The sequence below is a fragment of the Mangrovimonas sp. ST2L15 genome, assembly GCF_001280515.1.
Lineage (GTDB): Bacteria > Bacteroidota > Bacteroidia > Flavobacteriales > Flavobacteriaceae > Mangrovimonas > Mangrovimonas futianensis.
This window is the reverse complement of sequence record NZ_LBIQ01000015.1, coordinates 26,701-39,367: the sequence shown is the minus strand read 5'-3', so window position 1 is coordinate 39,367 and position 12,667 is coordinate 26,701. Positions and strand designations below refer to the sequence as shown.

The following is a 12,667-nucleotide window of genomic DNA, read 5'->3' as shown; positions in this document are numbered from 1 at the left end:
TATTTAAACTTCATTAGCATTTTTTGTTGATGAAGTTTTTTTTGTAAATACATGAAATACAATCTACTTGCTTTTTTATGCCTACTTGGAATAACTTTCGGATTTGCCCAATCCAAAGTTAGCGGTTATGTTATGGATGAAAAAGATGAGCCTATTGCTTATGCCAATGTGTTCTTTAAATCGTCATCAGAAGGAACCATAACCGATGAGAATGGGAAGTTTTATCTGCAATCCGATAACACCTGGGAAACATTAGTGGTTAGCTTTGTGGGCTATGAAACCATCGAATTACCTTTAGAAAAAAAAGTCAACTACAATCTGAAGTTTACCTTAATTGAAGAGGCGGCAGCTCTTAACGAGGTCGTTATTTATACAGGGAAGCAATCCAAAAAGGAAGAAGAGAATCCTGCCATTGCCATATTGAAGAAAATTTGGGCTAGAAAGCGTTTCAATGGACTCAAACAATTCAAGCAATATGAATACGATAAGTATGAAAAGATTGAATTTGACCTAAACACCATTGATAGTGCCTTGATGAAAAGTAAACTCTTCAAAGGCATGGAATTTGTTTTTGAACAAACAGACACGTCTTCGGTAACTGGGAAGACCTATCTCCCTATGTTCATCAACGAGGCGGTTAGCAAGGTTTACGGGGATAACACTACCAACAAAGAAAAGGAACAACTTAAAGGGAATAAAAACTCTGGATTTGATAACAACCAGATTGTTATTGATTTCATAGATGACCTGTATTCCGATTATAACATTTACGACAATTACCTTAAATTCTTTGACAAGAGTTTTGTAAGTCCCATTTCCAGGACAGGAATAAACACCTACAATTATGTTTTGATTGATAGTGCTTTTGTAGATAATAAATGGTGCTATAACATCGTGTATTATCCAAGACGGAAGAATGAACTGACTTTTAAAGGAGATTTTTGGGTAAATGATACCACGTTTGCCATTAAGAATATCAATATGCACGCCTCAAAAAGTGCCAATATCAATTGGGTCAAGGATATTTATATTGAGCAGGATTTTGAGGTATTGAATGACTCGGTGTTTTTGATCAAGCGCGATTATTTCATGTCTGATTTTTCGTTTCAGAAGAAGGAAAAGGCACGAGGGGTTTACGGTAAAAGAACCACCTTGTATGACAACTATGTGTTTAATTTTAAAAGGCCCGAATCCTTTTATAAAGAAGAAGTCTATAATCCCAATGACCAAGCCTTTGAACGGGACTCTACTTTCTGGCAAAAGCACCGTTTGGAGGAATTGAACAAGGATGAAAAAGGGATCTATACCATGTTGGATACCTTGCGGACGGTCAAGAAGTTTAAACGGCTTTACAGCATTGGTGAAATATTGGCGTCGGGCTACATTGAATTGGATGAAATCAATATGGATTACGGACCAATTTTTTCAACGTTCGGGTTTAATGAAGTAGAAGGCATGAGAATACGTACGGGGGGAAGAACTTATTTCACACCTCATGATCCGTGGCGTATTGAAGGTTTTGCGGCCTATGGCTTTAAGGACCAAAAATTCAAATATGGGATTTCTCTCAAAGCCATGATTGAGAAAAAAAACCGGTTGATTATTTCGGGAGGATACCGAAAGGATGTCGAACAAATAGGGGTGAATCTTACGTCTTCACAGGACGTATTGGGCCGAAGTTTGGCTTCTTCCTCTTTGGTAACCACCAGTCCCAATGATAAATTGACCAAAATAGAATTGGGTGGATTGGCTGTAGATTTTGAGCCTATAAAAAACTTAGAATTCAGAATTACGGGGAACTACCGGGTTTTAGAATCGGCTTCACCTACCTTTAGTTTGGCCTATCGTGATCCAGAAGCACCCAATGGGGTGAATGATGTGGTCAAGCAATATGAAAGTACAGTGTCTTTGTCTTACTACCCCAACCGACGAATGACGGGTTACGGCGTGGAACGCTATGTGGTAAATGATTATTTCGCCCGCTTGTTTGTACAGGTGGCGAGAGGGGATAAAGGCTTGCTCAATAGTGATTTTGACTATACCAAGCTGCAATTTTCCTATATGCAACCATGGCGAATTGGTGGCCTAGGTGTGTTAAATACGACTTTAGAAGCAGGAAAAACGTTTGGTGATGTGCCTCTAGGATTGTTGAGTGTTATTCCTGGAAACCAATCCTATTTTTCTATCTATAATACGTTTTCCCAATTAGACTTTTACGAGTTTGTAACGGATACTTATGCGTCCTTACATGCTGAGCACAACTTTAACGGTCGCATTTTTTCCAGAATTCCGTTTTTGAGAAAATTGAATCTACGTGAAATAGTTGGGTTTAGAGCTGCTTGGGGAGACATATCAGATGCCAATATTTACTTGAATGAGCCCAACGGCATTCCGTTGATAGCGCCAACCGATAAGATTTATTATGAATACAGTTTTGGGGTTGGTAATATTTTTAGGGTATTTCGTATCGACTTTAACTTTAGAGGAAATTACAAAGATGCGCCCAACGCTCGAGATTTTGGGGTAACCGGTACTTTTGGGTTTAATTTTTAAGGGGTGCTACTTTAATAGTAAGTATTTTATTTCTAAATAATTACGGTAAAACCGTAACTTCTTCCATGTTGTTTTTCTTACATTTGAATCAATAGCCAAGTTCCCTAATAGTTTTCCCTTGCCAAACTAGATGGTTTACGAGTCAAGAGAACTCATTCCTTTAAGAACTGTTTTTAATAGCACTAAAGATGTTTAATTTAATGGAGGAATAATCTATCTATGAAAATATTACTTCTGTTCTTAGGAATCATAATCTGTTTATCATGTAGAGCGCAAATAATTCCATTGGATAATGTTGAACATTTTGAAAACAGTCCAACCTATTATTTGAAAGATGTTAACAATGAATTTGATAAATTTGAAGGAACCTGGCAACATCAAAGTGGTAATACTTCTATAGTTTTAAAGTTAAAAAAGGAAATACATTATCAATTAAATAGCGGTAGTAATTATGAAGATTTATTGGTGGGTGAGTACCAATATGTTGAAAATGGAATAGAAAAAGTAAATACCTTAATAGATTTCGAGGATGTAGGTATTTCTGGATATACTCATAAAATTAGTGGTGGGATTTATGTACATCAACTACCCAATTATTGCCTGGACAACAGTGACCCCTCTGAGGTTAAAATAGAATTAATAATACACCATCCAACAGATGAATATGCCCAAGGTCGGTTGATTTTACGTTACTTAAATGATAATGGGGTAGAAAAACTGGAAGCCTGTATTTATGATTATAGCATTTTAGGTGATGGCTCTGTTAGGCTTGATATTCCAGATGGAAATTATGTCTTTATAAAACAGTAAAACCAAAGGCCAGACTAAAAAGTCTGGTTTCTAAAAAGATGAAAAATATTCTGTGCTTAATAACCTGCATAATAGGTTTAACTTCATGTAGAGCGCAAACTCCCATCGTTTCAAGGGATTCTCAAATTCAAGGAAAAAGTGAAGGCACTTATTTTAAAGACCTAAATAACGAATTTGATAAATTTGTTGGCATCTGGGTTTATAGTAATGGAGGAACAACTTTTACCATACAGTTACTTAAGAAGGAAATGGTTTATGATGGATCGGAATATTATTTTGATGAACTTTTTGGAGAATATAATTATTCTCAAAATGGAACTGAAATTATTAATACTCTACCTAGTTTAAGCCAATCACCAAATAATTTTGATATAAGAAATATAGGAGGTGGCCATATTATTACTAATGAAAATTATCCGGAGTGTAATGATTGCTCGTCTAATGAGCGTAGGGTGATGCTTTATTTTAATGACCCCGAAAGGGAATATTTGACAACTAAAATGGTATTACGTTATGATACAAACTCCTCAAATCCCGAGAAAATGACGGTTACTATTTTTGAGAGTAGTAGCTCGATGCTACCTTATGAAGGTGCTCCAGATGAAAATAGGGTGCCTTACGGTGAATATGAGATGATTAAACAGTAAAACAAAAGGGACATACTAAAAAGTCTCGTTTTTACAACTTATGAAAGCCATAAAACAAATTTTAATATTTAGTATAGTAATACTGGGAACTCAATGTATGTCGCAAAACCCGATCATCAATCTAGAAGATTGGCAAGAAAGTATAGACAATGCCTACTATAAAGACGGCAACCAACTGCTTGATCCATTTGTAGGAACATGGATGTTAGATAATGGCTCTCAATATTTAAAAATAGTATTTGAGAAAAAAGAGATGATTTATAATGGTAATTACTATGAAGACCTTTTAATTGGTGAATTTGCATATAAGGAGAATGGTATAGAATTGGCAAATACGCTTTATAAATTAAATAGCTTGTTGCCAGACCCCTATAAACATAGTATTGAGGGCAATCACATTCCTTTTACTCAACATAGTCCATTTGAAGCATTCACTCCAGATATCTTTAGACTGAGTTTAATCATGAGTGAACCTAATGGAGCATCGAGCAATCTTTACTTAAGGACTGCTGAGGTAAATGGTCAAGAAGCAATTCAAATTTTTAAAAGAGGAGGGACAATTACCAAAATGGGAGAAGATCCTGGGTCACTCAAAGGAATCATTCCTAGAGGATATTATTATTTGATTAAACAGTAAAATCAAAAAAGGCAAGAGCTTTTGCCCTTGCCTTTAATTTTAATTCTTTTTCTCCTTAAACTTGTCAAACTGTGAGGCTTCTTCCGTTTTAGGGAAACTGTTGTTAGCCGTTTCCACATCGGCAAATTCAAAATTAGGATCCAAGACCACCTGTTTAACTTCTTTGTCCTTGACAAAGGTTTTGGTAATCTCATATTCATTATAGCGCCATATTTCAGCTGGTAGACGATCTGTTTCGCTGCTTCCATCGGTATATTGCCACTCTATGGTTACTGGCATAACGAGTCCACCCACATTTTTAATGGTTACTTCATAAATGTTTTTTCCAGACAGATTGTTGCGAATTTGAGTTTCATCTAATCGGGATAAAAAACCACCGTAATTGTTATCTGGTGTTTCGGTCATGGTAATCATTTCAGGTCCGCCAGAGAAATCGGTAGCAACCGTTTTGGTATCCTGTCCTTCTACCTGTATCTTGGTCTTTTTTTGTTGGTCTTCAATGTTTTGGTCTTTTTCTTCCACTCTAAACCATTTTACCTGACTTAATTCCATGTCGGTTTTGTCGGTAGTAAAAAACCATCCACGCCAAAACCAATCCAAATCGGTAGCAGTAGCATCTTCTAGGGTTCTAAATAAATCAGCTGGGTTGGGATGTTTGTATTTCCATCGGTTGGCATACTCTTTAAAAGCCTGGTCAAAGAGTTCTTTTCCGATGACCGAGTTTCTTAAAATTTGCAATCCAACCGTTGGTTTTTGATAAAAATTGGCTCCAAACTGTGTCAGCAATTCATTGTCTGAAGAGGTCATGATAGGTCTCATGATATCTTGGTTTCCATTCATAAAGGGAACGATGGATTTGGGAGTGGTATGGCTAAATTGCGGGTATTTTTCAGCAACCGTTCTTTGGTGTAAAAAGGTGTTAAGACCTTCATCCATCCACATCCATTGGCGCTCATCTGAGCTTACAATCATGGGGAACCAATTGTGACCCACTTCATGAATGATGGTTCCAATCATACCAGCTTTAGCCATATCGCTTATTTTTCCATTTTTTGGACGACCACCATTAAAACTAATCATGGGGAATTCCATACCAATATTGGAAGTGTTTACCGAAATGGCAACCGGATAAGGGTATTCAAAAGTGGCTTCCGAATAAACTTCCAAAGCAGCAACTACGGCTTTGGTTGATTCTTCTTCCCAAACCGGAAGTCCCTCATTGGGATAAAAAGACATAGCCATGGTGACGTGGTCTGAAAACTGATGCGCTTGTGCATCCCAAATAAATTTTCTGGAGGTGGCCCAAGCAAAATCCCGAACATTTTCAGCCTTAAATTTCCAGGTTTTCATCTTACTGGATTTGCTCTGTTCATTTTTTAAGGCTTCTTCTGGAGTAATAATCAAGACTGGAGTGTCAAAAGACTTTTTCGCCTCGTCCAAACGTTTTCGTTGTTGCTTGGAAAGCACTTGGTCTTCATTTTGAAGCGAACCGGTCGAGGCGACCACATGATCTTCTGGAACCGTAATTTCAACGTCATAATTTCCAAACTCTAGGGCAAATTCACCTAGTCTTCTAAATTGTTTGTTTTGCCAACCTTCGGTATCATTATATACGCACATCCTAGGAAACCAGTGGGCAATTAGAAATACAGCGTTGTCATCTTTTGGGAAATATTCGTAACCTTCACGGGAAAGCATAAACATGCTTCGGTCTGTAATCGGGTAGGACCAAGATATTTGGAATTGGGTAGTTTCCCCAGATTTTAAAGGCGAATCCAAAAACACTTTCATCATGGTCTGGTTGACTAAAGTTTTAAGGTCTTTACCAGACGCATTTTTCACATATTTGATGGTGTGACCAGCAGGGAACTCAATGGCGCGGGTTAAGTATTGCATGTTCAAACTGCTAATGGAGTCCCTAACACCACCAAAGGCATCACCAAAACTTTCGCCTTCTTTTTTGTTGACATTCTGCTCAAGTTGCATCCATACATAGGTCAATTCGTCTGGGGAATTGTTGTAGTAAGTAATAGTTTCTTCACCGGACAAGACTTTCGTTTTTTCGTCAAGGGATGCTTTAATGTTGTAATCGGCGCGTTGTTGCCAGTAATCTCTGCCCGGAGCACCGCTAGCAGTTCTGTAGGTGCTAGGAGGTGTGATGAGGTTGTCAATGGGTTCAAACTTTCCTTGCCAAGGTTGCTTTTGTGCATTAATTAATAAAGGAAGGAATAATAAGTTTAATATAAGAAAGATACGTTTCATGAGGATGAAAAATTAAAGATGCAATTAAGGTACTAAATTTCCTTCGTACAATAACCGTATGGAAATGGAATATTAATTGGGAGTATTTTAAGATTTATTAAGAAAACTATATTTAATTAACAAACTGTATTTGATTTTTTGTTGTTCAAAGTGTTTGGCTTCCATATCTTTGCATGCCCAGTATTATTATAAATTCGACATTCAATAATTAGTAAAATAATGACAGCTAAAAAAGATTTAACCTTTGATGTGTTAATAGAAATTCCAAAAGGTAGTAGAAATAAATACGAGTACGATTTTGATTTAAAGAAAATTAGATTTGATCGTATGTTGTTTTCTTCAATGATGTACCCCGGAGATTATGGATTCATTCCTGAAACGTTAGCATTAGATGGAGACCCATTAGACGTATTGATCATGGGACATCAGCCAACATTCCCAATGTGCGTTATGGAGGTAAAACCAATTGGAGTTTTCCATATGACAGATGAAAAAGGGCCAGATGAGAAATTGATTTGTGTTCCTGTTTCAGACCCTATCTGGAGTAGCAAGAGTGATATCAGTGAATTGAACCAACACCGTTTGAAAGAAATCGAACACTTCTTTGAAGTTTATAAAGATTTGGAAGAAAAGAAAGTTGATGTTGGTGGATGGGGAAATGCCCAAGAAGCTTTGGATATTTACCACGATTGTTCTGAAAGATACGAGAACAGTGACCATAAAGAAACAGGTGATTTCACAATCTAAAAGATTTTAAATTAACGAATTCTCAAAAACCTCTTAATATTATTAAGGGGTTTTTTATTATCATTGTTTTTCCTACATTTAAACCAACAATATTTCAATTACTAATTTTAATTCAATTTTATGGAAAAGAATATGATTTTTGTGCCAATGGCATTGGCAATTCTTGGCCTGCTTTTCATGTTTGTAAAAATGGCATGGGTGAAAAAGCAAGCGCCGGGAAATGAGAGGATGCAGGAGATTTCAACTTCAATAAAAGAAGGTGCTCTCGCCTTTTTAAATGCCGAGTATAAATTATTGGCAGTCTTTGTGTTGATTGCTTCGGTTGCCTTGTTTGCCATTTCGTATTTTGTTCCAACTACCAACTGGATCATCATTGTAGCCTTTATTTTTGGGGCTATTTTTTCTGCTTTGGCAGGTAATATAGGTATGCGTGTTGCTACCGAGGCCAATGCTAGAACAGCAGAAGCCGCTAAGACCAGTCTACCACAGGCATTAAAAGTGTCTTTTGGAGGTGGAACCGTCATGGGATTGGGAGTAGCTGGATTGGCTGTATTAGGTCTTAGCTTGTTCTTCTTCCTTTTTGTCAAAATGTTTATAACGGGTGAAGGTGTTTTCTATGAAGAAATGACCGTGGCTTTGGAAGCTTTGGCTGGTTTCTCTCTTGGAGCTGAGTCTATTGCCTTATTTGCCCGTGTTGGAGGTGGTATATATACCAAAGCGGCTGATGTTGGCGCGGATTTGGTTGGTAAAGTAGAGGCTGGAATCCCAGAAGATGATCCAAGAAACCCGGCAACCATTGCAGATAATGTGGGTGATAATGTGGGAGATGTTGCTGGTATGGGTGCTGATTTGTTTGGTTCCTATGTGGCAACAGTTTTAGCATCCATGGTGTTAGGAAACTATATGATTCGGGATATTGCTGATATCTCAGGAGTTCCTTTTGCAGATAACTTTAGCAATATGGGGCCTATTTTGTTGCCAATCGTAATTGCTGGAGTTGGAATCGTTGCTTCTATTATAGGAACCCTATTGGTAAAAGTTTCCAGTAATGATGCTAAAGAGCCTCAAGTACAACGTGCATTGGACGTTGGAAACTGGACGGCAATTATTTTAACCTTGATTTCTAGTTATTTTCTGATTAAATGGATGCTGCCATCTGTAATCGATATGAAGTTCTTTGGGGAAGCCAATCCGGTTCAAATTTCATCAATGAATGTGTTTTGGGCGACCCTAATCGGACTTTGTGTGGGTGCTTTGATAGCAACAGTTACAGAACACTATACCGCCCTGGGTAAAAAACCCGTATTTAGTATTGTACAGAATAGTTCAACAGGATCGGCAACCAATATTATTGCCGGACTTGCCATAGGGATGAAATCTACTTTCTTTTCGGTGATATTATTTGCTGCAGCAATTTTTGGTTCTTATGAATTGGCTGGTTTTTATGGAGTTGCTATTGCAGCTTCAGCCATGATGGCTACCACAGCGATGCAATTGGCGATTGACGCTTTTGGACCTATTGCTGATAATGCCGGTGGAGTAGCAGAAATGAGTGAGTTGGATCCTGAAGTAAGAGAACGTACTGATATTTTGGATTCTGTCGGAAATACTACAGCTGCCATTGGAAAAGGATTTGCTATCGCTTCAGCGGCTTTGACGGCTTTGGCATTGTTTGCGGCTTATGTGACCTTTACTGGAATTGAAGGAATCAATATTTTTAAAGCGGATGTATTGGCCATGTTATTTGTAGGCGGTATGATACCCGTTATATTTTCAGCTTTGGCTATGGAATCCGTTGGGAAAGCGGCCATGGAAATGGTAAAAGAGGTGAGAAGACAGTTTCGTGAGATTCCAGGGATTATGGAAGGGACTGGAAAACCAGAATATGCCAAATGTGTGGATATCTCAACCAAAGCGGCTTTAAGACAAATGATTTTACCTGGGTTAATTACCATTATTACACCTATTATTGTTGGCTTTGTTTTTGGTCCAGAACCATTGGGAGGTTACATGGCAGGAGTTTGTGTGAGTGGTGTTATGTGGGCCATCTTTCAAAATAATGCTGGAGGTGCATGGGATAATGCTAAGAAATCCTTTGAGGCCGGGGTAGAAATTGATGGGAAAATGACATATAAGGGAAGTGATGCTCATAAAGCAGCTGTAACAGGTGATACTGTGGGAGACCCATTTAAAGATACTTCTGGACCTTCCATGAATATTTTGATTAAATTGACTTGCTTGGTAGGTTTGGTGATAGCTCCAATATTGGGAGGACATTCTGAAGAAGGTGTTGCCCAAATGGATAAGCCACAAATAACCAAAGAGGTGAAAGTTGAAATGTCTGTTTTGGATAATAATTTGGCCAGAGCCATTGTTGAGACAACCACCGTTGAAAATGGGCAAGTAGTGGTAGACGAACGTGTTATCAGTGGCACAAAAGAAGAAGTTCAAGCTAAGTTGGAATCCTTGAAGGATGGAGCTTCTAATATTGAAATTGAAACTGAAGTGAACTAAACCTAGTTTAAAAATATATAAGAACCACATCTGATTTGATGTGGTTTTTTTATTACTTTATATTATGACTTGGTTCAAAAAAGATCCCCTTCAGATTATTGTTTTCCAAACGTATGGAACAGATTCTCATTTTTATGCTCGGGGAAGAGCGCTTGAGGACGAATCCATTGACTTGGAAAATCAAAGTTTTTTCACGTTGTTGGTCAACTCCTGGAAGCGGTTTGAAACAGATGAGCTTAAAAGAGCGCCGTTAAAAATACGTTTGCCAAATGGGAAAGTATATGAAGTATTAACAGATGACGGTGGTTATTTTCTATTGGACGAAAGGGTTCAGGGTTTAACCGCCTATACTAATGAGGAATGTTGGTTGAAATTTGAAGTGTCTTACGGCGATTTTCAGCATAAGCATCCCATACAATCTGAGAACAGATTTCCAGGAGAGTTGTTGGTGCCGGATCTAGATTCCGATTTTGGGATTGTTTCAGATATTGATGATACCATCATTCATACGGGAGTAGCGTCTAAACTCAAGTGGCGTGTTTTATACAATACGTTTTTAAAGCATGCTGGGAACCGGATTCCTTTAAAGGGAGCTCCCGAGTTTTATCATTTATTGCATCGCGGTCCTACAGGAAAAAAAAGTAATCCCATCTTTTATGTAAGCCACAGTCCGTGGAATTTATACAGGTATTTGGAGTATTTCCTAAAGAAGAACAATTTTCCAAAAGGCCCTATTGTTTTGCGGACATTCCCTAGATTGTTCCGATTTAAAAAACGGGATGAAAAACCACACAAACAGAAGGAGATTGTCAATATTCTAAAAGCCTATCCCGATCTGAAATTTATCTTAATAGGGGATAGCGGCGAACATGATCCCGATATTTATATTGAAATAGCTGAATCACATCCAGGCAGAATCCTAGCCATTTATTTGAGATCTGTAATACACGAAAAGAAATCACAGCGTGTAAAAAGCTTAATAAAAGATTATGTCAAAACGCCTGTTTTGCTGGTCAAGGACAGTGAACAAGCTATTCTTCACGCTAGGGAAAATGGGTTTGTAAAATGATTAGAATAATCCGTTGATTTCGGCGTCTATTCTATTGATGATGCTACCTAAGTCTTCTGGGTTGTCTACAAAGTCTAGCTTGTCTACATCAATAATCAGTAGATTACCTTTGTTGTAATTATGAATCCAGGCTTCATAACGCTCATTGAGCCTACTTAAATAATCAATGCTGATAGAATTTTCATAATCTCTACCGCGTTTATGAATTTGAGCCACCAAATTAGGGATAGTGCTTCTCAAATAGATTAGCAAATCGGGACCTTGAACCATCGTTTCCATCAAATCAAATAGGGAATGGTAGTTTTCAAAATCTCTATTGGTCATCAATCCCATGGCATGAAGGTTGGGCGCAAAAATATAGGCATCCTCATAGATGGTTCTGTCTTGAATGATGCTTTTACCACTTTCTCTAATCTGAAGTACTTGCCTAAAGCGACTGTTCAAAAAGTAAACTTGCAAATTGAAGCTCCAGCGCTCCATTTGATTGTAAAAATCATCCAGGTAAGGGTTGTCTACCACATCTTCCAGTTGGGCTTCCCATTTAAAATGTTTGGCTAATAATTTGGTTAAGGTAGTTTTTCCGGCGCCTATGTTTCCTGCAACAGCAATATGCATCTCTAGTTAGATTTTAAGTGGATTTGGTTAAGAAATTTGGAATCGTAAATATACAAGGTTTCGTTGGTTACAAAAAACTGATTTATTAACAAATCGCCCAATACAAGAGGGGTGAAGGTTTCAAAATTTTTATCCAATTGAACCAGTGCTTGGTCCTTAAGAAGGTAGGTGGTTTCATTGAACATGGAAATTTTTGAATAGCCGTCATTTGGTATTTTTTGAACCATACTTCCAAAATAATTGTATTTGTACAAGAAGTTTTGAGTCAAGAGCCAACAAAAATTATAATTACTTGTGATATCCAATACTTGGGAGCTTACCGGTACTGTTGTGGCTCGCACTTTTTTGGTTTTGTAATCATAGAGCTCCAACTTTTGGTTGTCCATATTAAAAAGCCATAGGGTATTGTCATTTCCAGTGGAAATATGACTCACATTTTTATAAGGATTGGTGGTGTTAAAATCAATTTTAAAAATTTCAGCCAAACGATTATCCAATATGATTACCGTATTGAAATCCTTATAGAATAAAAGCATTTTCAATGGGTTGAAGGTATTGGTGGATGTAACATTACCTAATTGAACGTTGCTGTAATTAATTTCCGAAGTATTCGATTTTTTATAAAATATATTATTCTTGGTGTAATATAAGGTCCCAAAATTATCAACGCCTTCTATGCGATCTACATCCAATGGCACTTTTTGAACCAATTCTCCACGGATGGAAGTTTGTCCTATCAGGAACAAGGGAAAAAGTAGGAGGGCAAATTGAATCCATTTCATACGGGATTGAAATTACAAAAATTGAAGCAGA

At 37.5% G+C, this 12,667-nt stretch carries 10 protein-coding genes; 7 read left to right on the top strand and 3 right to left on the bottom strand.

Annotation, left to right across the window (positions count from 1 at the left end):
• Positions 1–51: 51 nt before the first annotated feature.
• From ZA07_RS00545 to ZA07_RS00530, 4 genes are all read left to right on the top strand, one after another.
• Complete coding sequence (locus tag ZA07_RS00545) at positions 52–2,553, top strand: DUF5686 and carboxypeptidase-like regulatory domain-containing protein (RefSeq protein ID WP_053969785.1); 2,502 nt, start codon at positions 52–54, stop codon at positions 2,551–2,553.
• 219 nt (positions 2,554–2,772) lie between these two features.
• A complete protein-coding gene (locus tag ZA07_RS00540; protein ID WP_157492002.1) occupies positions 2,773–3,363 on the top strand; it encodes a DUF6705 family protein in 591 nt (196 codons plus the stop codon).
• A gap of 38 nt (positions 3,364–3,401) precedes the next feature.
• Positions 3,402–4,010: a DUF6705 family protein gene (locus tag ZA07_RS00535; RefSeq protein WP_053969783.1), complete on the top strand. Its 609-nt coding sequence runs from the start codon at positions 3,402–3,404 to the stop codon at positions 4,008–4,010.
• A 40-nt stretch (positions 4,011–4,050) separates the two neighbouring features.
• On the top strand, positions 4,051–4,647 hold the full coding sequence (locus ZA07_RS00530; protein ID WP_369793474.1) for a DUF6705 family protein: 597 nt from the start codon (positions 4,051–4,053) through the stop codon (positions 4,645–4,647).
• Positions 4,648–4,686: 39 nt separating this feature from the next.
• On the opposite strand, the gene ZA07_RS00525 is transcribed toward ZA07_RS00530, so the two are convergent.
• On the bottom strand, positions 4,687–6,909 hold the full coding sequence (locus ZA07_RS00525; RefSeq protein ID WP_053969781.1) for a M1 family metallopeptidase: 2,223 nt from the start codon (positions 6,907–6,909) through the stop codon (positions 4,687–4,689).
• Positions 6,910–7,128: 219 nt separating this feature from the next.
• On the opposite strand from ZA07_RS00525, the gene ZA07_RS00520 reads away from it, so the two are divergent.
• The 3 genes from ZA07_RS00520 to ZA07_RS00510 all read left to right on the top strand — a co-directional run bounded on the left by ZA07_RS00520 (position 7,129) and on the right by ZA07_RS00510 (position 11,239).
• Positions 7,129–7,656, top strand: a complete 528-nt coding sequence (locus ZA07_RS00520; RefSeq protein ID WP_053969780.1) for an inorganic diphosphatase — start codon at positions 7,129–7,131, stop codon at positions 7,654–7,656.
• A gap of 120 nt (positions 7,657–7,776) precedes the next feature.
• Complete coding sequence (locus ZA07_RS00515) at positions 7,777–10,170, top strand: sodium-translocating pyrophosphatase (protein ID WP_053969779.1); 2,394 nt, start codon at positions 7,777–7,779, stop codon at positions 10,168–10,170.
• Positions 10,171–10,234: 64 nt separating this feature from the next.
• The gene (locus ZA07_RS00510; protein WP_053969778.1) at positions 10,235–11,239 is read left to right on the top strand and encodes an App1 family protein; all 1,005 of its coding nucleotides are present in this window, start codon (positions 10,235–10,237) and stop codon (positions 11,237–11,239) included.
• Here the strand turns inward: ZA07_RS00510 and ZA07_RS00505 are convergent, their stop codons facing one another.
• The gene (locus ZA07_RS00505; protein WP_053969777.1) at positions 11,240–11,854 is read right to left on the bottom strand and encodes a deoxynucleoside kinase; all 615 of its coding nucleotides are present in this window, start codon (positions 11,852–11,854) and stop codon (positions 11,240–11,242) included.
• A 2-nt stretch (positions 11,855–11,856) separates the two neighbouring features.
• Entirely contained in the window at positions 11,857–12,636 is a 780-nt protein-coding gene (locus tag ZA07_RS00500; RefSeq protein ID WP_053969776.1) for a hypothetical protein, read from the bottom strand.
• Positions 12,637–12,667: the final 31 nt, after the last annotated feature.